This is a genomic window from Gammaproteobacteria bacterium (assembly GCA_019911805.1).
GTDB lineage: Bacteria > Pseudomonadota > Gammaproteobacteria > Thiohalobacterales > Thiohalobacteraceae > JAHJQQ01.
On sequence record JAIOJV010000098.1, the window covers coordinates 37,710 to 63,339 of the forward strand.

Here is a 25,630-nt window from a genome sequence, read left to right on the forward strand (position 1 = left end):
GGAGGTCATCATGATCCGTACATCCCTGCGGGCTTTCATCGCACTGTGTCTGTTCCTGCCCTGGCTGGCATTCGCCGGCCCGGTCGACGTCAATACGGCGTCCGCCGACCAGCTGGCGGAGGCACTGAACGGTGTCGGCCCGAGCAAGGCCGCTGCCATCGTCGCCCACCGTGCCCAGCACGGGCCCTACCGCAGCCATCAGGATCTGGCTCGCGTCAAGGGCATCGGCGAGAACCTGGTCCAGAAGAATCAGGCCCTGATCCGCTTCGGCGAGGCCGAGCCGGCTACCAAGAAGTAGCGACACCCCGTGCGTCACACGGCGGCCCGACCTCTTCGGGCCGCCTTTTCTCTCAGAGCGTACGTGTAGGGTGCGTCGGCGCAGCGACGCACCACCAAAGACCAATAGTCACGGACAGAATAAGGCCGCTTTGCTGTAATGCTTCGGCCCAGGCTGCGTGACGGTCCCTATCTGCCCCTTCCAGAGACACCAAACCCAGGTTGACATCCGCGCAACGCCGGCACCGCGCAGTAGCGCAGGTTCAATCCATCGCTTATAGTTTCGCCCGATATGCCCACGCCCGTACTCATCTGCGACGATTCAAGTTTTGCCCAAAAACAAATGGCGCGCGCGCTACCGGACGATTGGGATGTCACTCTGTCCTTTGCGGCCAATGGCGCGGAGGGGCTCGACGCACTCCGGGCCGGCAAGGGCGATATCCTGTTTCTAGACCTCAACATGCCGGTACTGGATGGTTACCAGGTCCTGGAAACCATCCGCCGCGAAGACCTCAATACCATGGTCATTGTCGTGTCCGGCGATATCCAACCCGAGGCGCGTACCCGCGTGCTGGCGCTGGGCGCCTTGGATTTCATCAAGAAACCGATCGACGCCGACAAGATCGGCGAAATACTCGACAAGTACGGTATTCGCGGTGCACCCGGACAAACCCAGCCCGACATTGACTTCAAAGTTGATGCCTTGGACCGTGTCCAGGAAATTGCCAATGTCGCCATGGGCCGCGCCGGAGATTTGCTGGCACGCTTATTGGGCGCCTTCGTCAAACTGCCCGGGCTCAAGGTGCGCATGATCGAAGGCAGCGATCTGCACATGACACTCTCAGCCATTGAGGCCAGTACCACCATTTCAGCTGTCTGCCAGGGCTTTATTGGCGCCGGTATTGCGGGCGAGGCCATGCTGACCTTCACCGAATCCAGCTTCGCCGATATCGCCACGTTGATGCACCATGAGGGCGAGATCGACGACAATGCGGAACTCGAACTATTGATGGATATCTCCAATATTCTGATCGGTGCCTGTCTGAAGGGCATCGCGGATCAATTGGATATCAGTTTCAGCCAGGGCCATCCGATCATACTGGGGCGGCACGTCAATATCTCCGAGTTACTGGATCATGATACCTCGCGCTGGAACCGCACTCTGGCTATCGAAATCGAGTACCGTATCGAAAATTGCAACATCGATTGCGATCTCATGCTGCTGTTCAGCGAAGACTCTCTGGACGCACTGCATGAACGCACCTCCTTTTTGGACTTTTGACCACCATGCCTGGCCACAACACCGACATCGAGGGATTTCATTGGTTGATGGACATGGTCCAGACCCTCGATGTAGGCCTGATGGTGCTCGATCGTCATTACCGGATCATGCTCTGGAATGGCTTCATGGAAAATCATAGTGGCCAGTCAGCGGCCGATGTGATCGGCAACAACCTGTTCGAGCAGTTTCCGGATATCTCCAAGAACTGGTTTCAAAATAAGGCCGAGTCGGTTTTCCTGTTGGAGAGTCGTGCCTTCACAACCTATGAACAACGTCCGTATCTGCTGCGCTTCAAGAATTACCGCCCCATCACCGGCACCGCGGAATTCATGTATCAGAACATGACCCTGATTCCACTGCTCTCGCCAGATGGCAAGATCAACCACATCGGCGTAATCCTGTATGACGTAACCGACATTGCCATCGGCAAATACGCACTGGAGGCCGCAAACACCAGCCTCGCGAAATTATCGCGCACCGATCGTCTGACCGAGTTGCACAATCGCGGCTACTGGGAAGAATGTCTGCAGGTGGAATTTGCACGTTACCAGCGCACCAAACAGGCCAGCACACTGATCATGTTTGATATCGACCACTTCAAGAAAGTCAATGACACCTACGGCCATCAGGCTGGAGACGAGGTTATCCGATTAACCTCACGTACGCTCCGCAGCAGCATCCGCACGACCGACATCGCCGGGCGTTACGGTGGCGAAGAATTCGGCGTAATCCTGATCGATACCAACGCAGAACAAAGTCATTACCTGGCAGAGCGCCTGCGGAAGAAGATCGCCGCCCTGAAAATTGGCTTTCAGCAGCATGAAATCCAGTTCACTGTCAGTCTGGGTGTTGCCGAGGTCAGCCCTGCTATGAGCGATCACGCCCAGTGGCTCAGTGCCTCCGACCAGGCGCTGTATCAGGCCAAGCATGGTGGCCGAAATCAGAGTGTGGTTTTCGCCGGCTAGCATCCATCGGGCCCCCTAGCCATGGCAATCCATCACTTTAAGGAGCCTCTGATTCATTCAGGGCATCGGTGAGAGTCTGCTCCAGAAGAAGTAAGGCCCTGATCCGCTTCGGCGAGGCTGAGCCGCCCACCAAGCAGTAGCGGGGCGCCCCCGCGCGCCACCTGGCGGCCCGGCCCCCCGGGGCCGCTTTTTCTCTCAGAGAGCACATGTAGGGTGCGCCAGCGCGGCGACGCACCCCCAAAGACCAATGGCCACGAAATCCACGCAAGACCGCGACACGACCGAGGATTGAATCCAGCGTCCGTCCGTGCCCAATCACTGGGCCCCCGGTGCCAGCCATTTTTTTGACCGTGCCCCAATGACTTGCGCCCGCGCCCCGAGACGTGATCGAGGTTTAAAACGGCACTGGTTCCCGTATAATTGCCGGGTCCGGTGGAAGGGACTTAATCGATAATTACCGCCGCCAGAGCGGATAGGGACGAACCCATGAGTGTGTATCCAGTGATCCTGACCGGCGGTGCCGGGAGCCGGCTGTGGCCGCTGTCGCGTGAGCATTACCCCAAACCGCTGCTGCCGCTGTTCGGGGAACGCACCCTGCTGCAAGGCACCGCGGCCCGTCTGATGGACCTTCCGGGCGTAGAGGCGCCGGTATTCGTCTGCAACGAGGAACACCGTTTCCTGGTGGCCGAACAGGTGCAGGCCCTCGGTGGCAAGGCCGGTGCCATCCTGCTCGAGCCCGAGGGGCGCAACACCGCGCCGGCGCTCACCCTCGCCGCGCTGTATCTGCTCGAAAAGGATCCGGACGCAGTCATGATCGTGATGCCCGCCGATCACGTCATCCCCGATGCCGCCGTGTTCCAGGCTGCCGTCGCGCAGGGCGTGGTGCTGGCCAACGCGGGCCGCCTGGTGACCTATGGCGTCGTGCCCAAGCATGCCGAGACCGGCTACGGCTACATTCACCGTGGCACGGCCCTCGAACTTGAAGGCGGCAATGCCTATCGCGTCGACCGCTTCGTCGAGAAGCCCGATGCCGCCACCGCGCAAGGCTACCTGGATTCCGGCGAGTACTACTGGAACAGCGGCATCTTCACCCTGCGCGCCGACGCCTGGATCGGCGAGATGCGACGACACGCGCCGGCGATCCTGGCGGCCTGCGAGGGCGGCATGGCCGCCGGCAAACGGGACATCGACTTCTGCCGCGTCGACAAGGACGCCTTCCTGAGCTCGCCCAGCGACTCCATCGACTACGCCGTTATGGAGAAGACCGACCAGGCCGCCGTGGTGCCGCTGGATGCCGGCTGGTCCGACATCGGCGCCTGGTCGGCGCTGTGGGATATCTCCACTCATGATGGAGAGGACAACGTCACCCAGGGCGACGTCCTCACCCACGACGTGCATGGCACCCTGGTGCTGGCGCAGCACCGCTGCGTCGCCGCCATCGGCCTGCAGGACGCCGTGATCATCGAAACCTCCGATGCCGTGCTCGTCACCCACCGCGACCGCGCGCAGGATGTAAAGGAGATCGTCAGCCAGCTGAAGAAGAGCGGCCGCGACGAATACAAATTCCACCGCCGCGTCTACCGCCCGTGGGGCGACTACGAGGGCATCGACCACGGCCCGCGCTACCAGGTCAAGCGCCTGACCGTCAAACCCGGCGCCCAGCTGTCCCTCCAGATGCACCACCACCGCGCCGAGCACTGGATCGTGGTGAAGGGCACCGCGCGCGTCACCCGCGGCGAGGAGGTGTTCATCCTCTCGGAGAACGAATCGACCTACATCCCGCTGGGCACCCGGCACCGTCTGGAGAACCCGGGAACGATCCCGCTGGAGATCATCGAGGTGCAGTCGGGGAGTTATCTGGGGGAGGACGATATTGTGCGGTTCGAGGATGTGTACAATCGCGTGGAATCCATGCCCTGATGAACAGAGATTCGATCAAGGCGTTGCTAGAGCGCGAACCGCTGCGCATCGCGATCCTGTTCGGCTCGCTTGCGGCAGGCAACGCGCGCCCCGACAGCGATTTGGACATCGCGGTCGCGGCGGGCTGCCGTCTGAACAGTGCAGACAAGTTGAGATTGATCGACAAGCTCAGCCTCCTGGTCGGACGGCCTGTCGATCTGGTCGACCTGCGCACGGCCGGCGAACCACTGCTCGGACAGATCCTGCAGAAGGGTGATCGCCTGTTCGTGCGCGACCAGCGTCTGTTCGCCGAACTGATCAAACGTCATCTGTTCGACAGCGCGGATTTCCTGCCCTACAGACGTCGTATCCTGGCCGAACGGAGGCAGGCATGGATAGGGACGTGATCGAAGGTAAGCTTGAGGCGCTCAGATATTGCGTGCAGCGTCTCAAAGACAAGTGCCCGGAAGCGGGTGAGCGACTGGCGAGTGATCCCGACTTGCAGGACATCATCGCGATGAATCTGGCCCGAGCGGTTCAGCTCAGCGTCGATATCGCGGCGCATATCCTGGCGGGCGGCGGAGCGCAGGTTCCCAATACCATGGCAGAGGCGTTTGAAGTCATGCGATTGGAAAATCTGCTCGACGATGATCTGGCGACGCGCATGAAGAACGCGGTCGGTTTCCGGAACATCGCCGTGCATGCCTACGAAAAGATCAACTGGGACATCGTTCGTGACATCTGCCGAAACCGGTTGGTCGATTTCGAGGAATTTGCGAGTGCGGTTGTACGGGGGATGCAGTAGATGGCCAGCGGGGACGGATTGACTTACATTCCATTGCGCGCCACCCACCGCAACCGCTCGCAGAGCCAGGCGCCTGACTGTCAAACCCGGCGCCCAGCTGTCCCTCCAGATGCACCACCACCGCGCCGAGCACTGGATCGTGGTGAAGGGCACCGCGCGCATCACCCGCGGCGAAGAGGTGTTCATCCTCTCCGAGAACGAATCGACCTACATCCCGCTGGGCACCCGGCACCGGCTGGAGAACCCGGGAACGATCCCGCTGGAGATCATCGAGGTGCAGTCGGGGAGTTATCTGGGAGAGGACGATATCGTGCGGTTCGAGGATGTGTATGCGCGTTGTTGAAGGTGTAGCGTGAACCCACATCAGGCACACAAGGCGTCTCTGGCGGAGATGGTCGCGAGTCTGTGGCGTAACCGGCAGCTCATCCTGCAGATGAGCAAACGGGAAGTCGTCGGCCGCTACCGCGGCTCCGTCATGGGCATGGCCTGGTCGTTCTTCAATCCGGTGCTGATGCTCGCGGTCTATACCTTCGTGTTCAGCGTGGTGTTCAAGGCGCGCTGGGGTGTCGGGGGCGAGGAGAGCAAGACCCAGTTCGCTGTCGTGCTGTTCGTCGGCATGATCGTGCACGGACTGTTCGCCGAAGTTGTCAATCGTGCGCCTGGACTCATTCTGGGAAACGTCAACTACGTCAAGAAGGTTGTCTTCCCACTGGAAATTCTCACTGTCGTCAGCATGGGGGCGGCACTGTTTCATTGCCTGATCAGCCTCGGTGTGCTGCTCATGGCCTTTGCCCTGCTCAACGGGCATCTTTACTGGACGGCGATACTCATCCCGTTGGTGCTGCTTCCTTTGGTCATACTGACTCTCGGGTTCGCTTGGATATTGGCCTCGCTGGGGGTATTCCTGCGTGACGTGGGACAAACCATCGGTATCATCACCACGGTGATGCTGTTTCTGGCGCCGGTGTTCTATCCATTAAGCGCATTGCCGGAACAACTCCGGCCCTGGATCATGGCCAACCCGCTCACGTTCATTATCGAACAGGCCAGAGAGGTGCTTATCAGAGGGCATTTGCCTAACTGGACTGGCTGCGGCATCTACATGCTAGCGGCCACCGTGATAGCGTGGGCGGGCTACGCTTGGTTTCAAAAAACCAGGAAGGGGTTTGCCGATGTCCTCTAACCGGTATCACTCCACTCCTTCAACGAAAGAAGTGTTAGACGCGACGATGGAGGCAAATGATTGTGCTATCCGAGCCCAAAATCTCGGCAAGTGTTACCAGATCTACGGTACACCGCGCGATCGGCTCAGACAGTTTGTGATCCCACGCCTGCAACGCTTGGCAAGACAGACACCCCGGCAATATTTCCGCGAATTCTGGGCGCTTCACGATGTCTCGTTCGAGGTCCGGAAAGGTGAAACCGTCGGAATCGTTGGCCGCAATGGCTCCGGCAAATCGACACTTCTGCAGATTATCTGTGGCACACTTACACCGACCCGGGGAACGGTGACGACCAATGGACGCATCGCGGCTCTACTGGAACTCGGCTCCGGATTTAACCCGAATTTTACGGGCCGAGAGAATGTCTACATGAACGGTGCTGTGTTGGGACTCAGCAAGGCGGAATTAGATGCCCGCTATGATGGCATCGCCGCGTTTGCCGATATCGGTGACTTCATCGAGCAGCCCGTCAAAACCTATTCCAGCGGTATGGTGGTACGTTTGGCCTTTGCAGTGGCTATCAATGTTGACCCGCAGATATTGGTCGTTGATGAAGCTCTCTCTGTGGGTGACGAGCTATTCCGGCGCAAGTGTTTTTCCCGCATCGAAGCCATCAAAAGTAGCGGCGCGACGATTTTGTTTGTGTCTCACGCAGGCGCTACCGTGGTGGAATTGTGTGACCGCGCTATTCTGCTGGATGACGGGGAACTGCTTGCTTCCGGTACGCCTAAGTCCGTTGTTGGTAGATACCAGAAGCTACTCTACGCACCGGAGGATAAACGCGAAGAGATCCGTAACGAGATCAAGACAGTTTCCAATCCCAGCCAGGTATTACCTCCACGGATGAGGGCTACTTCGATCTCAACACAATCTGCAGCGTGTCCACGCGCCCACGCGCCAGAGGACTTTTTTGATCCGCATCTTAAACCTCAAAGCACGCTTGCTTATGAACCGCATGGTGCCGTTATCGAGAATCCGCGAATACTCAACGTTGCAGGAGACCCGGTCAATTGTCTCAAACGTGGGCGTACTTATCGTTATACCTACACGGTGCACTTCACGGAGGGCGCTTCCAGTGTGCGCTTTGGCATGCTCATTAAAACCCTCTCCGGGATGGAGCTGGGAGGGGCAACTTCCGCTCAAGGGGCTCGGGAAGCGATGGCCTATGTCGCCCCTGGTTCCGCGATGCGCGTAGAGTTCCGTTTTCAGTGCAATCTCAATCAAGGCACTTATTTTCTGAACGCAGGCATCATGGGTATAAGAAACACAGAAGAAACATATCTGCACAGACTTCTGGATGCCTGCATGTTTCGTGTGTTGCCGTGTGAGGATAATCTGGCTACTGGAATTGTCGATTTCAATTGCATGCCTGACATTATTTTTTTATCTGATAGCGAATCTACTGTTACAGCATGAATAATATTCAGCAAAAGCATATTGTCGTTGTTCTGGGCATGCATCGCAGCGGGACCAGTGCAATAACTCGAGGTTTGAAGGTGCTTGGTGTTGACTTGGGGGATCGCCTTATTGATGGCCTTCCCCGAGACAATGACAAAGGTTTCTTTGAAGATGCCGAGATCAATGCGCTTGATAATGAGCTTCTTCGAAAGTTATGTCGCGATTGGCATACGCTGACTCCCGTCCTGCTCGCTGATTTGGCGACGCCGGCGGTTGCTGAGTTCAAGCCGCGTGCGGTGGAAATACTGCGCAGCAGGCTAAGCGCTACAAACTGCTTCGGGTTGAAAGATCCCCGAATCCCACGGTTGTTGCCCTTTTGGCAAGATGTATTCGCGCATCTACAGGCCCGGGTAAGCTATGTCATCGCCTGCCGCAATCCCTTGAGCGTGGCTAGCTCATTGGCCGAACGGGATGGTTTTGACTTCGAAAAAAGTTATTACCTTTGGTTTGAGCATATGCTCCAAAGTGTTATGCAAACAACTAACCAGCCTCGCATCGTCGTCGATTACGATCGCCTGGTGGACGACCCGGCTGGACAGCTGCAAAGGATAGCTAAGAACCTGGAGCTAACGTTCGCCCCGGAAAGCCTGGAGTTCACCGAATACCGAACCCAGTTTCTCGAAGACTCAATGCGTCATACTCGGTATCGGGCGCAGGACTTGCATCTGGATAAATCGGTTCCCTCAAATGTAAGCGTGCTTTACAGCGCTCTTACTGAACTTGCTGCGGACGCTGTCCAGTTTGATGATCGCAAGGTGACATCGCTCGTGAGTCAGGTTGATGCGCAGTTCCGTGACAGTTACCCGGCGTTGCGCTACATGCAAACCTGCGACGAACGAGCTGCGGCTCTCGCACATAAGGCGAATGAGCAGCAAAAGCTGATTCAAATTGAGCGAGAGGTTGCGGATGACCTTCGGCAGGACGCAGAAAAGATGGGCGGCGATCTCCATGCCATCAGCGCCCAACTCGATGAGCAGATCAAGAACAATACAACGCTGCAGCAAGAGCTGATCCAAATCGAGCGAGAGGTTGCGGATGGCCTTCGGCAGGAAGTTGAGAAGATGGGGGGCGATCTCCAGGTCATCAGCTCCCGACTCGATGAGCAGATCAGGAACAATGTGACGCTGCAGGCTAGGCTTGCCCTTGCCGAGCGAATGAAAGAAAGCCTTGAAAACGACATTCGGCTAATCAGAATGAGTACCTCCTGGAAGTTGACTCACCCGCTGCGCGCGATTGTGCGTACCGTGCGCAGTGTGCGCAATGCTGTCTATCGGCTAGCAGTACGCGTGCTTCGACTCACTTGGCGCTCCTTGCCTGTGCCGCAGAAGCGAAAGGACCAAATAAGGAACGCTATTCTCGTCGATTTGGACCGTCTCTTCCGGGGGCGGGCACCCTACGTCCTTAGGCGGCAGCAGCTGGATGCGCAAGAGCCAGTCGCAAGAGAAATGGGCGCCCAACAGATGCAGAATAGGGCGAATCCGACTCAACGACCAATAACGGGATATCCATCTGAGAATGATGATGCATCCCTGCCGGCAATAACGGAAAAATACTATTTTGATCTTTCGATGGAGTCAGTAGGATCAACATCAATTAAAGCGATTGCCTTTTACCTTCCTCAGTTCCATCGGATTCCGGAAAACGACAAATGGTGGGGAGAGGGGTTTACGGAGTGGACCAATACCAGCAAAGCTGAACCGCTTTTTGACAATCACCATCAGCCGCGAATTCCTGCTGACTTAGGGTATTACAATCTAGAGGATGCATCTGTATACGCAAAGCAGGTTGCTCTTGCAAGAGGGGCGGGTATTTATGGTTTTTGTTTCTATTTCTACTGGTTCGGAGGTAAGACTCTCCTCGAAAAACCTTTACGCAATATTTTGGCGAGCCCTCAGATTGATCACCCTTTTTGTTTTTGCTGGGCAAACGAAAACTGGACTCGACGCTGGGATGGGCAGGATGATGAGATACTGATTGCGCAATCGCATTCTGAAAAGGATGCAATCGCTTTCCTTGACTATATTAACGTGTATTTTTGCGATGATAGGTATATCAAGATCGATGGTAAACCAGTACTGATTGTCTACCATCCTACGATTATTCCGCAGATTTTGCGCATCCAGCAGCTGTGGCGAGAGCATGCGGAATCTCTCGGATGGCCGGGTCTTTATCTAGTTGCCGCGCAGACTTTTGGGCATAAAGACCCACACGATTTCGGATTCGATGCGGCTGTGCAGTTTCCGCCGCATAACCAGCGACATCAATTTTCCCTCAATCATGAAACGCCGGGGCTAGTGCGAGACTTTAAGGGCCGTATTTTTGATTACCGGAACATGTGCGGCCATTTCTGTGACGGAGCTGACCTTCAATATAAATTATTTAGAGGCGTTACTCTTGGATGGGACAACACCGCGCGACGGGGCCGGAACGCAACAATTTTGCGTAATTTCTCATTGACTGGCTACGCTCAGTGGCTTATGTCAGCTTGTAAGGCCACCCTTGCAGATTCTAATCTGTTGGATAGTGAAAAATTTGTTTTCATCAATGCCTGGAATGAATGGGCCGAAGGCACCTATCTAGAGCCAGACAGTAAGTATGGGTTCGGCTATCTGGAGACGACGAAGAAGGTCCTGAAGGGCTGCGCGAAAAGTAGTCGAAAATTGTCGGTCGTCGTACCGAATTACAACCACAGCGCTTTTCTTGAGCGGCGACTGAACTCTATTATTCATCAAAGTCGCAGGCCAGATGAAATAATTTTCCTCGATGACGCTTCGGTCGACGATAGCGTCCAAATTGCTCGAGATATTTTGTCGAGATCGAACATACGGTTTACGATCATTGAAAATGAGACTAACTCCGGGAATGTTTTTAAGCAGTGGCTAAAAGGAATTCAGAAGGCCACTGGCGACCTGATCTGGATTGCCGAAAGCGACGATGATGCGGCCCCCAATTTCTTGGAGCAGATTCTTCCGGCGTTCGATCGTGAGGACATAGTGCTTGCATACGGGGACATTAGCTATATCGGGGCTGACGGTGTTCTCGATCCCGGGCTCCAGCACTACTACGACGGATTGGATGATCTTGATTGGCAACAGTCTCATGTAGTCACGGCGACTCGCGCCTTCACCGGCGCTTTCGCGATCAAAAACATTATCCCGAATGTCTCGGGGTCAGTGTTCCGAAAACCGCATCTTAATATCGAAGAGCAGGAACGGCTGACATCATACACTTTTGCCGGCGACTGGTACTTCTATGCCGCAATCGCCCGAGGCGGCTCCATCGGCTTTCGCAAAAACGCTAAATCCTATTTTCGCGTTCGTACGCAAAGTACTTCGCGGAAGGCGTTTTTTTCGGCAAGACATGTCAACGAGCATAAAATGATCTTGCAGGACTTGGCTCGGATGTATGAGGTTAGTCCGCAGGTGATACAACGCCATGTGGATGCATTGTGCGAAGTGCTGAAGGAGGCTCCGGAGTTTGGTTCCCAAGACTATGTGTCAACAGCATTAAAAATCAAAGCAGTTGCGCGTCGGGAGCTCAGGATTTGTATCGCTAGCTACGGATTCTATGTAGGCGGCGGTGAGGTGGTGCCAATTGACGTCGCAAATGTTTTGAGAGCGCGCGGCCACCACATTACGTTTTTGGTGCTTAGGCGAGATCTTCCGGGTAATCCTCCTCTGCTGAGATCACGCTTGCGTAGTGACATTCCGGTTGTTTATTGGGATGACATCAAAAACCAGTTTGATGATTTTCTGCAGGATTTCAGAATTGATGTATTCAACTCACACAATGTAGCGATCGAGTACGCGCTATACCTCGCAAGGGCTCGCCTCGATATCAAATATGTAGCTTCTCTTCATGGCGGCTACGAGACAGTTCCGGAGCTTCTTACGAGTGAGTTCTTGGCATATCTCAGAAAATATGTTGATGAGTGGTTGTATCTCGCGGAAAAAAACAGGGAAGTACTCCAGGGATATGGCCTGGATGGTGCGCGGTTTACTAAATGTTTCAACTCAGTGACGGCCCACCAGGCAAATATCGATTCAGAGCTGAGCATTCGCCGGAGGCTGCAGATCCCAGAAGACACAATTTTGCTCGTTCTTGCCTCACGCGCCATTGTTGACAAGGGGTGGCAGGTGGCAATCGATGTGACGATCGCGCTGCGACGGCTAGTACGACGCGATTGCAGATTGATTCTGATCGGCGATGGTCCAGATTTCAAGGAAATCGTGGCGGCAAACTCCGGTAGTGACTGCGTATATTTCCTTGGTCGACTCGATAACCCTTTCCCGATTATCGGCGAATGTGATTTTGGCATCTTCCCTAGCTGTTATGTCGGTGAGTCGTTTCCACTCTTTGTTTTGGAATGTCTCCAAGCCGGTCTGCCGGTCATCACGTCAGATGTTGGTGAGATATCGCGCATCATGAATGCGATAGAGGGTCAGACGCCTGGTCGCGTAGTGCAAAAAGGTGCAGACGAGCGATCTGTGATTGAGGAAATGACGCATGCGATAGGTGCGTTGATCGACGACCAGGAAAAGCTCTCCCAAATGAAAACGTGTGCCCGCGAGGTAGCGGCGCTCTTTAGCGCGGATCGAGTCGCCGATCTGTATCTTGATGTCATGTATAAACACTTAGAGAGACGCAATAACGATGATTTTTCGAGATCCAAATACACTTTTTAGGACGGGCTACGAAGTGGGTGCTGTGGATAGTACAAGAGCAAATGGAGAGGCTATCTCCTTGGTTGGGCATGTCGATGTCGGGGCTATACGCTCGTTTGGGCTCGATCAGGTTGTTATTCTGGATGGATCTGACCGATATGTAACAGGCGTCGCCGTTTCAGAAACGGGCAAATGGGCTGCGGAGGTCAGGCAGAGGGACATCGGTAACGACAATAGCGCCCTGGACATAAGTGCATTTGCAGGGAGTGCAGCGAACAACTACATCTTTTCCTTACGTGTTGATTCGGCCGCCCGAGCTGGTTACAGGCAGTTTGTGAACTCTCGTTTGCCCGCAAACAGCAAAGATGTGCCATCCATCAAGGAAGATTTGCGGGATCTGGTGATCAGGGCGACGCGGGTATCGTATGTTGCACGCTCCATTCATGATGCTATTCCAACTGGGAACAACTACCAAACGTTGATGCTAGATAGCACGTTGCGTCAAGGCGGTCGCCAGAGTCGTGAGCGTTTTCTTTATCTTATAGATCTCGTGGGAAAAACGGTGCTCGATATTGGCGCCAACACTGGGGAAAACGCGCGAATTGTAAGAAAGCTGGGTGCATCCCTCGTTGATGGTTATGAGTATGATCCGTATTTTGTCGAAATCGGCCGAGTGGTAAATGCGTTGTCTGGTATGACGCGAGTATCGCTATTCCAAGGTGATTGCACGCGTCCCGAGCTGTTCAAGGGGATGAAGTACGATGTTGTGCTGGCGCTGTCCGTATGGGTGTATATGCAAGACACCATCGAGCAGATTGCGGAGATCACCGATGTCATGGTGTTCGAGAGCCACACGCTGGATCATGGAATCGAATTTTATTACCAGCCTATTCTAAAACACTTTCCGCACGCAATTTCACTAGGATATTCAGACATGCCGGCTGATCCCCATAAAAGCCGGATGGTCGTTGTTTTTGGTAAGGACAAGGCGACGATCGACAAAATGGTTAACCGCCAATTTTTGCAGGTAAGGCCCTATTTCGATAATAAGTTTATCCAACGACATGGCAAACTAAGTAAAGCGGAAATCCTACAACTAGCGGATCACTGCTACGCGAAGCATGCATGCAAGCCCTGCTATGATGGGGCAGATTACGTATATGGAACTGATGTATATTTCGAGGTATTTCTCGCCGGCCTGCATCAGTTCGCTGAGAATGAGGGGAAAATTGAGGGGTTGGTTCGTCCTGATAACCTGTACCTTGGCTTTCTGCTGGAAGGGATTAAAAAGAAGCAGATCGATCAGAATCTGAGGAAGTTTTGTGAGAACCCAGAGTGGATGATTCGGAAAATTTCAAACAAATATGAAGATGCGTTTCGTATTCTTAATGGCTATGTCGATCAGATAGCTCCTGTGGAAATTGTGCCGCACCCGGCCGGTAAGCTGAGTTTTACGACAACCGAGGGACGGGGCATCAATTGCGAGATCTTCGATGGACATCACCGGTTTTTCCTGTGCGAACTGGCGGGGGTAGAGAAGATTCACTTTACATTGAATGATGGGAAGGTGGACGTTATTCCGCAGCGTTTTACGCGTACTGTAGCTGCAAATTACACACTGGATATCGAATAAGAAAGGCGGGCATCTATTTGCGCGGCTACGGACGCACGGAGAAGCTGTTCAAAAATCCATGTTGAATCCGGCGCCACGAATTGAGGCGTGATGCTCTCGTTATAATCGACAGAGGAACATATGAAATTACCTGACACAATGCAAAAGGCGAGCGATGAGCAGTGGCTGTCATTCTTACTTAAGAGCGTATCGACCCAAGTAATAGACGGGGTGGAGTTTCCTGGTTTTCCGCCTTCAGATTTACAGGCCCGTTTTGTGGGCTCGTCTAACGAAGGTGCTCTCAACGAGGCATTTAGATTTTATCAATTTGTAAAAAGGAATGCAGAGAATGCGGGTGCGCCATTAAGGCCCGAGCAGAAACTGCTCGACTTTGGATGTGGGTGGGGTCGTTATCTTCGGTTTTTTTGGAAGGATATTGCGAGCGAAAACCTCCATGGCTGCGATGTGGATCCTGAGGCATTAGAAGTCTGTCGAAGAACAAAGGTGCCGGGCAATCTCGCGCTGATTACCACAGATGGCAGGCTTCCGTATCCTGATGCACATTTCAATGTAATTATGGCGTACTCCGTTTTTACGCATCTGCCAGAGAAAAGTCATCTGCATTGGATGGAAGAGATCGCGCGTGTGGCCGCTCCAGGATGCATTTTCTGCCTCACCCTAGAGCCGAGGCGTTTTATTGATTTTGTTGCTGGGCTTTCGGCGAATGCAGAAAATCGTTGGTACAGGGCGCTTGCTCGGTATGCGAGCGAAGTGCAGGGCTATTATAGGGCGTTTGATGCAGGCGAGATTGCATACCTTCCCACTGGCGGCGGACCTATTCTGAATAGTTCAGTATATGGAGATGCAGTGGTCCCATTATCATATATTAAAAAGAAGTGGGCGCCATATTTTGAGGTAAAGCAATATATTGATGACAGGACACAGTTTTGGCAGGCAGCTCTGGCGGTGCAAAGGAAATGATAGGGCTGATAACTCCTGGCTTTGGCGATCAGAGAGCGATATTGGGCAAAATTGTTGCCGGTTGTCAGTGCTGGTTGGTATCACAATTGATGTGATACCGGATGATGGTATACCGAACGGAAGAATCAAATAATGGCGCATGAAATGTTCCAATACACGGCTTCAGTTCTCGACTCAGCTGAAAAATCGAGCTCTGTTGCGGAAGCATTACCAATACTTCGACGTATTGGTCTGGATGATTTTGGGTTATTCCTAGCGTCGATCCCAAACCCCGACTATCCGAATCTCTCCAAAATGCTGCCACATATGGCTTCGGAAGAAATTCAGAGAGAGTGGACTGGGCTATCAGGCGTGGAGCTATTGAAAACATCCGTTGCATTTATGCGGTTGCTCGAGTCCATCTGTATTCGGCATGCGGATCTGTCTCTTTTCGGCAAGCGTGTTTTGGATTTTGGCTGTGGTTATGGGCGTCTGATACGACTCCTTTATTACTATACTGATCCGGAAAACATCATCGGTGTTGATGCTTGGGAGAAGTCTCTGAATTTTTGCCAGGAAAGTCGGATACTCGCCAGCCTGCTGAAAACAGAATCTGTGCCGACTCCATTATCGTGTGAAGTAGATCTGGCGTATGCGTTTTCTGTTTTGACGCACACTTCGGCCGAAGCAACTAGAGCAATTCTTCGCGCTGTACGACCTGCACTGACTACAGGCGGTTTGTTTGTTGTAACGATTCGCCCCATCGAGTTTTGGCAACGCATTAACAAGAGAACGCCAGTTCCATACAGAGAGCTGGAACACGCTCACAGGGAGAGTGGGTTTGCATTTATTCCCCACCCTAAAAATCCACATTACGGCGACACATCCATGAATGCCGAATTTCTAGATGGAGCGGACTGGGAAGTTGTGGGTGTTGAGCGGAGCCTAATAGATCCTGTGCAACTAGTGGTAACTTTGCGGGCGAGGTAGCGCCGGAACCAAGTGGCAGAAACACATAGATATATAGTATTTAAAGCTTTGGTAATATCAGGCTTCGTTGTTTTGCTTTCATTTCTTTGGCAAGGCAACAAAGGATTCAACCTATGGGATGAAGGTTATCTCTGGTATGGCGTCCAGCGAGTGCTTCAGAATGAAGTCCCAATTCGGGATTTTTTAGCCTACGATCCAGGGAGGTATTACTGGTCTGCGGCTTTGTTGAAGGTGGCTGGTGACGATGGTGTCATGAGCTTGCGCGCCGCCGTTGCTGTTTTTCAAGTTGCTGGCTTATTTGTAGGCTTGCTACTGGTGGCGCAATCTGCAAAAGTCAAAGGCAAGACCGACATCTTTTATTGGCTGATTGCGGCAGCTACCCTTGCGGTCTGGATGTTTCCACGTCACAAACTTTTCGACATCTCGCTTTCGATCTTTCTGATTGGTGTGCTGACTTATCTAATAAGTAATCCAATTCCAAAACGTTACATTATTACAGGTGCCTGTGTTGGGTTGATTGCAGTTTTTGGTCGTAATCATGGTGTATACGGCGCTGTCGGTAGCTTAGGGGTGATCTCTTGGCTTGCGATCAAACGCTGCTCTGGACCCGGCCTGATTAAAGCCCTTGCATTCTGGGGGGGCGGAGTTGTAATCGGATTCCTCCCCATTATTTTGATGGCGATCCTCATGCCTGGATTTGCTAAAGCATTTTGGGAGAGCATTCGGTTTTTATTCGAGCAGAAAGCGACTAATTTGCCATTGCCCGTGCCCTGGCCATGGACCATCGCCTTTGCTACTTCTTCTTTTAGTGATGCCGTGCGGAGAGCGCTGATCGGGGTTTTCTTTATCGGAGCACTTGTTTTTGCAGCGAGTTCAGTGGCGTGGGTTGTGTACTGTAAATTTAATGACAAGTCAGTACCCCCCGTTCTGATCGCCGCAGCTTTTCTTGCTTTTCCTTACGCACATTTCGCTTTTTCACGCGCGGATGTCAGTCACCTCGCACAGGGACTTTTCCCTTTACTAATTGGCTGTTTGGTTCTATTGATATCCGCGCGGCCGCAAATCAAATGGCCAATCGCGGCTGCTCTATGTGCCGTCAGCATATGGATAATGCATGCCTTTCATCCTGGCTGGCAATGCTTCGCAAGTAAACAGTGCATTAATGTGGATATATCAGGCAAGCATCTCCAAGTCGATCCAGGTACAGCGAGTGATATAGTTTTTCTGCGTCAAATGGCGGACGAGTATGCAGCAAATGGGAGATCGTTTATTGTCGCGCCTTTCTGGCCCGGCGCTTATGCTTTGCTGGAACGTAGATCACCCATGTGGGAAATATATGCGCTTGTTCCTCGGCCTGAATTATTTGAGAAGAAAGAAATCGAGAGAATTAAGGCGTCGGAACCAGGTTTCGCCCTTGTCCTCGACATGCCCCTTGATGGGCGCGAAGAGCTTCGGTTTAAAAATACGCACCCCTTAATTTACCAGTATATTCTGAATAATTTTGAGCCTGTTCCACATTCGCATAGTTCTGCATATCAGATATATAGGAAAAAGGCCGAAGGAAAATGAAAGAAATAAACGATCACTTCGTTGGGCTTCTTCGAAAGGCGAAATTGCGACTTCTTCAGCTTCACCGTGACGCTAATTGTGGGCACATAGGAGGGAATTTTTCGTGTATCGAGGCATTAATGACTCTGCATCACCTCGTCATGGAACCGAGTGACCACTTTATTCTTTCAAAAGGGCACGCGGCCGGAGCCCTATACACAACACTGTGGAGCCTTGGTTACCTCTCAGATGCCGATCTAGAGACTTTCACTCGCGACAACACTTTGCTTCCTGGCCACCCGAGTGGCCTAGGTATTCCGGGATTGATGTTTTCCACAGGGTCTCTTGGGCACGGCCCCTCCTTGGCTGCCGGTTTGGCTCTGGCAGCACGCCACAAGGGTCTTGATCATCATATTTTCTGTCTATGTTCAGACGGTGAATGGCAAGAAGGTAGCTGTTGGGAAGCCCTTAACTTCGCCATTCATCAGCGCCTAGAAAATCTTGTCTTACTCATCGATCAAAATGGATTACAGGGGTTCGGTCGCACTGCTGATGTGATTTCATGTGACGATCTCGCCCCGCGCATAACCGCGTTCGGTGCAGATGTTAAAAAAATCGACGGTCATGATCCGAAGGCCATCATAGAAGTCATAATGGAACCAACTCACAGCGCTCTCAGAGTGTTGATTCTTGATACAGTGAAAGGACGTGGATTGCATTTCGAAGATCGGCTGGAATCTCATTACTTGCCCATGTCGGAGGCGGAATATGTAACGGCTTGCAACGCGTTAGAACAGGAAGGGGTTCAATGAGAAAGGCCTTCGCGAATGCAGTTTTGACGCAATGCAATCATGACAACTGGTTTTTTCTCACCGGAGATTTGGGTTTTATGGCTCTAGAGGAAATCCAGTCCGCGTTTGGTAGCCGCTTCGTCAACGCTGGCGTTGCCGAGCAGAATATGATCAGCGTTGCTGCTGGCCTGGCACGAGAGTCCCTGCGCGTAATTGTCTACAGTATTGCCCCTTTCTGCTACGCGCGCCCCTTTGAGCAAATTCGCAATGACTTATGTCTAAACAACCTGCCGGTGTGCTTAGTAGGCAATGGGGGGGGGTACGCATACGGTCACATGGGGCCGACCCATCACGCACTGGAAGACTGCGCAGCAATGAATGCTCTAGGTGTACGAGTGCTTGTGCCTGCTTTTGACGACGATCTTCCCGCTCTCCTTCATCGCCTTGATGCACCTACTTATCTTCGCCTTGGGTACGATGTTAGGCCTGCTGATCAAAGCGTGCCGGACTATGCTCCGTGGCGAGAGATTATGCCCGGCAGGTGCGGTGCTATTGCCGCCTTAGGGCCGATCGCAGGTGTTGCTTGGCAAGCCTTGGTCGACCTTGATATGGATTCAAGGCCATCAGTATGGGCGGTGTGTGAGTTCACTGACTCCAAAATACCATCCACATTTCTAGAACAAATTGTAGGCCGTCCCCTTTACGTTCTAGAAGAACACGTGGCCCAAGGGGGGCTTGGGATGAGCTTGGCTTTTAGTCTGGCTACTCGCGGTTTGACAGCAGGACGCTTCATTCACCGGCCTGCTCTTGGCTACCCGACGGGGCGCTTCGGTTCTCAGGCTTTTCACCGTGCCCAATGCGGTCTCGATGCACCGTCAATTCGCAGCATGATTATGGGCTGAGAAAATGAATCTGGAAGAAAAACTTAGAAATGTTACCGGACCGGTTCTGGTTATTGGTGCGAGTGGTTTTATTGGAGCTAACTTGCTGCGTCATCTGCTTGCAGTACGTAGTGATGTCACTGGCACGGTATTTTCTGGGGATACGTGGCGGCTCGACGGCGTACCGTCGGCTAACATAGGCTTCCTGAATTTAGAGGACCCGGTCAGCGTTCGATCAGTGCTATATCGTGTTGGGCCACGGACGATATTTGACTGTTCATCCTTTGGGGCATACTCCTTCGAGCAGGACTATACGCGGGTCCATGCAACAAACTACCTTAGTTTTATTCGCTTGATGGAGGAGATCGAAAGGCTGGGATTGGCTGCATTCGTTCATGCAGGTAGTTCGTCAGAATATGGCCTTAACTCGGCAGCCCCTCCTGAAGATGCAGCACTCGTGCCTAACAGCCACTATGCCGTTAGCAAAGTGGCAGCTAGTGCCGCTATTACATATTATGGCAAGGTGCGCGGTGTTCCTGTTACGAACCTGCGTCTTTACGCAGTATATGGTCCGTTCGAAGATAGCTCACGTCTAATTCCAGCGCTGTGCGAAGCTAGCCTCAGGGGCGAATGGCCAGTTCTGGCTCGCCCCGAGGTGAGCCGAGACTTCGTGTACGTCGACGACGTAGTGGAAGCCTTTGCCGACGCTGCATTGAGGATGAGCCCTGAACTCGCGGGTGAGTCTATCAACATCGGCAGTGGCTCGCCAACTACCCTTAGGGAGCTTGCCAATTTGGCTATCAAATATTTCGGACTTACTGCCGAACCACGCTTCAATCCTGCTGCAGGCCGAGCATGGGATACCAATAATTGGTATGCCGACACTAACAAGGCGAAGCGCCTACTGGGTTGGTCTTCAAAAACCAACTTTACCGATGGTCTTCAGAAAACCCAGAATTGGTGGCGGTCTTATCTCGTTAATACAGATTTTAAACGACTGACCAAGCGCACTCAGCCTCGAAAGGAAAAAAACTCTATTTCTGTCGTGGTTGCTTGTTATCATGATGGTCGGGCTATTCCTATCATGCATGAACGGCTGGCGGCGACATTCCAAAAGTTGGGCCTAGATTATGAACTCATCTTTGTCAATGACAGCTCGCCGGATGATTCTGCAGAGGTAATAAGGGAGATTAGTGCGCGCGATCCTCATGTAATTGGCATTACCCACTCACGCAACTTCGGTTCTCAAGCTGCTTTTCGTAGCGGGATGGATCTTGCCAGTAAGGAGGCAGTGGTGCTCATGGATGGAGATCTGCAAGACCCGCCGGAACTCATTGAAGCGTTCGTAGAACGTTGGCGTGCAGGGGCAGACGTCGTCTATGGTCGGCGTGTTAAGCGTGAGATGCCCGTACTGCTCGAAGCCTGTTACAGGGCTTTTTATCGCGTTTTTGCGGCCATGAGTGAAGTCCCAGTACCAAAGAATGCAGGGGACTTTTCTCTGATAGATCGCAGCGTCGTATATTGGTTACTTCAGTGCGAGGAGCGAGACTCGTTCCTACGTGGACTGCGCGCCTACGTAGGTTTCCACCAAGAGGGAGTTGATTATGTCAGGCCCGAACGCATGTTCGGTGTCAGCACGAACAATTGGATCAAAAATATTGGCTGGGCTAAGAAAGGCATATTTTCATTCTCTCGCATGCCACTTCACTTACTTACAGCTGCGGGTGGAGTCGCAACATTCGCCACCATTTTGCTAGCAATTTTTATGATACTCATGCGGCTTTTTGATGCCGATAATGTGCCGAAAGGTATTACATTCCTCTCGTTATTAATTATGGCATTTGGTTCATTGACTTTGCTCGGGATAGGGCTGCTAGGGGAATACATTGGTAAAATTTTCGAGGAAACAAAGGCGCGGCCAGCTTTCATTCGCCGCAGCCTAATCATTCGTGGCGAAATCCAACCTGCCGAGTTGCGGAGGCAAACATGACAGTCGAGCGCGCATGTCCTGTCTGCAACAGTCGCAATTACTTGCCTTTTGCTGATGAGCGGATTGATCCAGGGCGGGTTGGGATTTTGACTTACGCATCGCGAAAGCCTCCAGAGTTCATGTGTCTTCGCCTTGTGCGCTGCACCAACTGCGATCTGGTGTACGCACCGTCACCTCCTGCCGAAGAGTTTTTGAACACAGCGTATACTGGTGCTGGATTTGATTCAGGCCTCGAAGCGTTGGCTGCTGCCAAAACATACGCTGATGCTCTCAAAGTGCATTTGAAGGGACTAATAGGCCGTAACGCGGCGGTTGATGTGGGCGCCGGCAGTGGGCCGCTCCTTCCTTTCCTGCAAGGCCAGGGGTTCAAACCGGTGATTGGCATCGAGCCGTCACGGGCAGCTATCGATGCTGCTCGGCCGGCCGTGCGACCCCTGTTAAGGGAGGGAATGTTTTCGGCATCCATGCTAAACGGAGAGAACCCGTCCCTTATCTGCTCCTTCATGACGCTTGAACACCTGCGTGATCCAGGTGATTTCGTTGGTATCGCTCACAGCCTTCTAGAGCCTGGTGGAGCCATTGCGGTTGCGGTGCACAACTGGCGGGCTCCACTCAATCGGCTGCTTGGCTTACATTCACCAATCATAGATGTTGAGCACCTCCAACTCTTCAGCTCTAATGCTCTCCGCGAACTACTTCAGCGAACTGGTTTCGAGCGAATTAAGGTTTCTACAATCCGAAATGCGTATCCCCTGCGTTACTGGCTCCGTCTCGCTCCGCTGCCAGCTTCAGGCAAACGTTGCATTGTCGGTCTACTTGAACGCTTCGGACTTGGCGAACAGAACTTTGCCCTGAATGTCGGCAACATGTTTGCCGTTGGCATCAAGCGAGGCTAACTACATGTTTTCTTGGATCCTAAGAATATGACAAAAATTCATCCTGGTTCCGTAAAGCAGAACGTACGACAATTTGAGAATGACGTGCGTGAAAGCGGGCGTTATGCCTATACTGGAAACCGCCTCTCAGCCCGCCTCGCCAATGCGAGAATCACTCGCAGTATTGCCGAGTCTTTCGACTTTCGCGGAAGCTCCGTACTTGATCTAGGCTGCGGTGATGGCGCCTATACAATTGAGTTTCCGGCCTTAGGGGTACGCAAGATTGTCGGCGTCGATCCTGCTGCCGAAGCTATCGAGGCTGCGCGGGCCCGTGCTCAATCTCTCGGCGTGTCCAACATCGTGAGTTTTGAAGTGGGTAATATTTACGCACTCAGTGAATACCTGATCCCTGGCCGCTTCGACTGTATCGTGATCCGAGGCGTGCTCCATCATCTTCCCGATCCGGCCTGCGCCTTGGCCGGACTATCCCTGTTTAGGGGTACGGTAGTCGTGCTTGAGCCAAACGGTAATAACCCTGTCCTTAAGTTGCTAGAGCGCTTTTCACGTTACCACATCGAACATGAAGAACGCTCCTTCTGTCCTGGCTTAATCTGCAGCTGGTTAGCCACGGCGGGCTTAACTGTTCGCAGTTGTCGTCCTCTAAATTTGGTACCATTCTTCTGCCCAGACCCAATCGCCAAAGCTCTACGGATAGTTGAGCCGCTTGTCGAGCGCACGCCACTGTTAAGAGACATCGCGTGCGGTCAGAGTATTATCGTAGCCTGCGCATGATGCACGTAGTGTTCTTAGCGAGAATGATATGGCCACATCTCAGATACGTCTAGAATTCGGAGGGTTACATTCGATTGCTCTGAACCGGCCCGGGGTTTTGAGGAGGCTCCAACCTTCAATGGTATTTGTGATATCGAAGCGACCGGCAGTATTTGTCGTCCGGGGCGGCGTGATCAATGCAGATCATGGCTACGCGCCCCGGGGATGATACTCCAGGCCGCCGAAGAGTACGGGCTGGACCTCGGGGCATCCTTGCTGATAGGCGATAGTCATACGGACATTCAGGCCGGTAGGGCGGCAGGTGTCGGCTGCAATATTCTATTTGATCCGGCAGCTGATGCCGCTGGAATGCGGGCGCCGGATCACGCGGTTGTGCCCCGTCTGGTGGATGCGGTGCGGTTCATTGCAAGGGAGTGCGGATGATGACAGAAGCGTCGGTTACTGTTGTCATTGTCAACTGGAACGGTGGTGATCTTCTGGATCAGTGCCTGAGACATCTGCTTCGGCAGTCCAGGTCTCCCCGGCGGATCCTGATAATGGACAACGGCAGTACGGATGGCTCTGCGGATCGGATCCGGGATACAGCCGAGGTGGATGTACAATTCGTCGGCGCTAACCTCGGGTTCGCGCGGGCCAACAACCTCGCGCTGAAGGAGTGTGACACGGACTTCGTCGCGTTGCTCAATCCCGACGCATTTCCTGACAGGGACTGGTTGGAGAATCTGCTACATGCGGCACGTACCCACCCCGACGTCGCCGCCTTCGGCTCCCGGCAGATGGTACATGGCACCGAGAATACGCTGGATGGCATCGGCGATGTCTACCATTTCTCCGGCCTGATCTGGCGCGACGGACATGGGCGGCCTCATTCCGAGGCGGACGACGTCGATGGGGAGATATTCTCGCCCTGCGCCGGGGCCGCCTTGTATCGACGGGATGCGCTTCTGGAAGTGGGGGGGTTCGACGAGGACTATTTTTGTTACGTCGAAGACGTGGACCTGGGTTTTCGGCTGCGTCTTGCCGGTTACAAGTCCATGTATGTCGCGGATGCCGTCGTGTATCATGTCGGTTCGGCCTGCAGCGGCGGACAGCACAGCGATTTCGCCGTCTATTATGGGCACCGAAATCTGGTCTGGGCGTTCGTGAAGAATATGCCGGGGACGCTGTTCTGGATCCTTCTGCCCGTGCACCTGCTTCTGAATGTGGTTACTTTGATACACTTTACGCTCCACGGGCAGGGCGCGGTGATGCTGCGGGCCAAGCGGGATGCGCTCAAGGGCATCCCATCAGCCTGGCGGAAGCGGCGTGGAGTACAGGCGCAGCGCCGTGCGTCTGTCCGTGATATCTGGCGGGTGCTGGACAAGCGTCTGATCCCGTCGAGGCGACTGAGCAGGGACCATTTGTTAAAAGTTCTGGGTCTGGTATGAACACAGGTAGCGTTTTGGAGAGTTTTGTTTTCGAAATGACCGTGCCGGTGTGTAGGGTGTTTGACACCGGGGTTCAGCGTGCTTCTTGTCGGTATCGCCACATATCGTTTGGCGAGTTCTCTGCGTGACCGACCATGCCAACTATTTTGAATACCTCCGCAGCCGCCTTGGCCTCCTGTATCGCCGGCTGATGGAGGCCGACTGTCTGCTATTCCCCAACGGTAGTTTCGATGGCGTGGTGGGCGCGTCCGGGTTCTCCTGCGGCGATGTCTTCCACACACTCATGAAAAGCCGGTGGCTGGCCTCCTGGCCGCCGCAATACTGCCTGTACGGCATCTTTGAGCGGTCCTGAGGTTCATGGGGCTCGTCACCGTCTCCATTATCAGCCATGGGCACGGCGCGCTGCTGCCGGGACTGCTCGAGGATCTTGCCGCCTGCCCCGAGGTCTCCGCTGTCGTCCTTACCCGCAACATCCCCGAGCCGGACATCGCCTTCGCGCAGCCGGAGCGTCTGACGGTGATCGACAATCCACGGCCGAAGGGCTTCGGTACGAACCACAATGCGGCCTTTCGCGCCGCGCGGACGCCGTTCTTTCTGGTACTCAATCCCGATGTGCGGCTGGAAGGCAATCCCTTTCCCACGCTGCTTGCCTGCCTGGAGGACGAGCGGATCGCGCTGTGCGCCCCCGCGGCGGTGAATCCGACTGGCACGATGGAGTGCAGTGCGCGGCAGTTTCCGTCCCCGACTGATCTGATGCTGAAGGCGTTCGGGCGTTACGACGGCCATCTGCAGTACGCGCTCGGTGATCCGCCCCGGACGGCGCCCTGGGTGGCGGGCATGTTCATGCTGATCCGTAGCACGGACTACGCGGCCATCGGCGGCTTCGACGAGGGCTTCTTCCTCTATTACGAGGACGTGGATCTGTGTGCGCGGCTGTGGCGATCGGGGCAGCGGGTGACGCTGTGCCCGGCAGTGCAGGTGGTGCACGACGCGCGCCGTGCCAGCCACCGCAATCTACGGCACATGGGATGGCATGCCGTGAGCATGGCGCGCTATTTCCGCAAGTACACGCTGCGTCCAGGGCTGCCCGCGCCATGATCGGCCGGCGTGGGGGGTGGACGGTGTCTTCGTTGACGGGACGCGGCACTGCTGCGGTCTGGCATGGGCGGGCGTGTCACCCGGGAGGCTCGCT

The 25,630-nt window shown here is 53.9% G+C and carries 22 protein-coding genes and 1 pseudogene; all 23 read left to right on the top strand.

Annotation, left to right across the window (positions count from 1 at the left end):
- Window positions 1-10: 10 nt before the first annotated feature.
- The 23 genes and pseudogenes from K8I04_12360 (at window position 11) to K8I04_12470 (ending at window position 25,536) form a co-directional block, all read left to right on the top strand.
- The gene (locus tag K8I04_12360) at window positions 11-298 is read left to right on the top strand and encodes a ComEA family DNA-binding protein (GenBank protein MBZ0072503.1); all 288 of its coding nucleotides are present in this window, start codon (window positions 11-13) and stop codon (window positions 296-298) included.
- Between the two features lie 270 nt (window positions 299-568).
- Window positions 569-1,558, top strand: a complete 990-nt coding sequence (locus tag K8I04_12365) for a response regulator (GenBank protein MBZ0072504.1) — start codon at window positions 569-571, stop codon at window positions 1,556-1,558.
- Window positions 1,559-1,611: 53 nt separating this feature from the next.
- Complete coding sequence (locus tag K8I04_12370) at window positions 1,612-2,523, top strand: diguanylate cyclase (protein MBZ0072505.1); 912 nt, start codon at window positions 1,612-1,614, stop codon at window positions 2,521-2,523.
- Window positions 2,524-3,009: 486 nt separating this feature from the next.
- Window positions 3,010-4,443 carry a mannose-1-phosphate guanylyltransferase/mannose-6-phosphate isomerase gene (locus K8I04_12375; protein ID MBZ0072506.1) on the top strand — a complete coding sequence of 478 codons (1,434 nt, stop codon included), beginning with the start codon at window positions 3,010-3,012 and terminating at the stop codon, window positions 4,441-4,443.
- Window positions 4,443-4,829 (top strand): nucleotidyltransferase domain-containing protein, encoded by a 387-nt coding sequence (locus K8I04_12380; protein MBZ0072507.1) that lies wholly within the window; start codon window positions 4,443-4,445, stop codon window positions 4,827-4,829. Before K8I04_12375 ends, K8I04_12380 begins: the two co-directional genes overlap by 1 nt.
- The gene (locus K8I04_12385) at window positions 4,814-5,227 is read left to right on the top strand and encodes a DUF86 domain-containing protein (protein ID MBZ0072508.1); all 414 of its coding nucleotides are present in this window, start codon (window positions 4,814-4,816) and stop codon (window positions 5,225-5,227) included. The genes K8I04_12380 and K8I04_12385 overlap by 16 nt, the downstream gene beginning before the upstream one ends.
- A 67-nt stretch (window positions 5,228-5,294) precedes the next feature.
- Window positions 5,295-5,570, top strand: a pseudogene (locus K8I04_12390) (cupin domain-containing protein).
- A 90-nt stretch (window positions 5,571-5,660) separates the two neighbouring features.
- The gene (locus tag K8I04_12395) at window positions 5,661-6,410 is read left to right on the top strand and encodes an ABC transporter permease (protein ID MBZ0072509.1); all 750 of its coding nucleotides are present in this window, start codon (window positions 5,661-5,663) and stop codon (window positions 6,408-6,410) included.
- Window positions 6,411-6,456: 46 nt separating this feature from the next.
- Window positions 6,457-7,866, top strand: coding sequence for an ABC transporter ATP-binding protein (locus K8I04_12400; protein ID MBZ0072510.1), 1,410 nt, complete (start codon window positions 6,457-6,459; stop codon window positions 7,864-7,866).
- The gene (locus tag K8I04_12405; protein MBZ0072511.1) at window positions 7,863-12,593 is read left to right on the top strand and encodes a glycoside hydrolase family 99-like domain-containing protein; all 4,731 of its coding nucleotides are present in this window, start codon (window positions 7,863-7,865) and stop codon (window positions 12,591-12,593) included. The genes K8I04_12400 and K8I04_12405 overlap by 4 nt, the downstream gene beginning before the upstream one ends.
- Entirely contained in the window at window positions 12,562-14,205 is a 1,644-nt protein-coding gene (locus tag K8I04_12410) for a class I SAM-dependent methyltransferase (protein MBZ0072512.1), read from the top strand. Before K8I04_12405 ends, K8I04_12410 begins: the two co-directional genes overlap by 32 nt.
- A gap of 120 nt (window positions 14,206-14,325) precedes the next feature.
- On the top strand, window positions 14,326-15,165 hold the full coding sequence (locus tag K8I04_12415; GenBank protein ID MBZ0072513.1) for a class I SAM-dependent methyltransferase: 840 nt from the start codon (window positions 14,326-14,328) through the stop codon (window positions 15,163-15,165).
- Between the two features lie 132 nt (window positions 15,166-15,297).
- Window positions 15,298-16,134, top strand: a complete 837-nt coding sequence (locus K8I04_12420) for a class I SAM-dependent methyltransferase (protein MBZ0072514.1) — start codon at window positions 15,298-15,300, stop codon at window positions 16,132-16,134.
- Between the two features lie 33 nt (window positions 16,135-16,167).
- Window positions 16,168-17,703, top strand: coding sequence for a hypothetical protein (locus tag K8I04_12425; protein ID MBZ0072515.1), 1,536 nt, complete (start codon window positions 16,168-16,170; stop codon window positions 17,701-17,703).
- The gene (locus K8I04_12430; GenBank protein ID MBZ0072516.1) at window positions 17,700-18,494 is read left to right on the top strand and encodes a transketolase; all 795 of its coding nucleotides are present in this window, start codon (window positions 17,700-17,702) and stop codon (window positions 18,492-18,494) included. The genes K8I04_12425 and K8I04_12430 overlap by 4 nt, the downstream gene beginning before the upstream one ends.
- A complete protein-coding gene (locus K8I04_12435; GenBank protein MBZ0072517.1) occupies window positions 18,491-19,375 on the top strand; it encodes a transketolase in 885 nt (294 codons plus the stop codon). Before K8I04_12430 ends, K8I04_12435 begins: the two co-directional genes overlap by 4 nt.
- A gap of 4 nt (window positions 19,376-19,379) precedes the next feature.
- Window positions 19,380-21,344, top strand: a complete 1,965-nt coding sequence (locus K8I04_12440; GenBank protein MBZ0072518.1) for an NAD-dependent epimerase/dehydratase family protein — start codon at window positions 19,380-19,382, stop codon at window positions 21,342-21,344.
- Complete coding sequence (locus tag K8I04_12445; protein MBZ0072519.1) at window positions 21,341-22,240, top strand: class I SAM-dependent methyltransferase; 900 nt, start codon at window positions 21,341-21,343, stop codon at window positions 22,238-22,240. Before K8I04_12440 ends, K8I04_12445 begins: the two co-directional genes overlap by 4 nt.
- Before the next feature lie 27 nt (window positions 22,241-22,267).
- Window positions 22,268-23,011 carry a class I SAM-dependent methyltransferase gene (locus K8I04_12450; protein ID MBZ0072520.1) on the top strand — a complete coding sequence of 248 codons (744 nt, stop codon included), beginning with the start codon at window positions 22,268-22,270 and terminating at the stop codon, window positions 23,009-23,011.
- A 204-nt stretch (window positions 23,012-23,215) separates the two neighbouring features.
- On the top strand, window positions 23,216-23,434 hold the full coding sequence (locus K8I04_12455) for an HAD hydrolase-like protein (GenBank protein ID MBZ0072521.1): 219 nt from the start codon (window positions 23,216-23,218) through the stop codon (window positions 23,432-23,434).
- A complete protein-coding gene (locus K8I04_12460) occupies window positions 23,431-24,438 on the top strand; it encodes a glycosyltransferase family 2 protein (protein ID MBZ0072522.1) in 1,008 nt (335 codons plus the stop codon). The genes K8I04_12455 and K8I04_12460 overlap by 4 nt, the downstream gene beginning before the upstream one ends.
- A gap of 124 nt (window positions 24,439-24,562) precedes the next feature.
- Window positions 24,563-24,790 carry a hypothetical protein gene (locus K8I04_12465; GenBank protein ID MBZ0072523.1) on the top strand — a complete coding sequence of 76 codons (228 nt, stop codon included), beginning with the start codon at window positions 24,563-24,565 and terminating at the stop codon, window positions 24,788-24,790.
- A gap of 5 nt (window positions 24,791-24,795) precedes the next feature.
- Window positions 24,796-25,536 carry a glycosyltransferase family 2 protein gene (locus K8I04_12470; protein ID MBZ0072524.1) on the top strand — a complete coding sequence of 247 codons (741 nt, stop codon included), beginning with the start codon at window positions 24,796-24,798 and terminating at the stop codon, window positions 25,534-25,536.
- Window positions 25,537-25,630 lie beyond the last annotated feature (94 nt).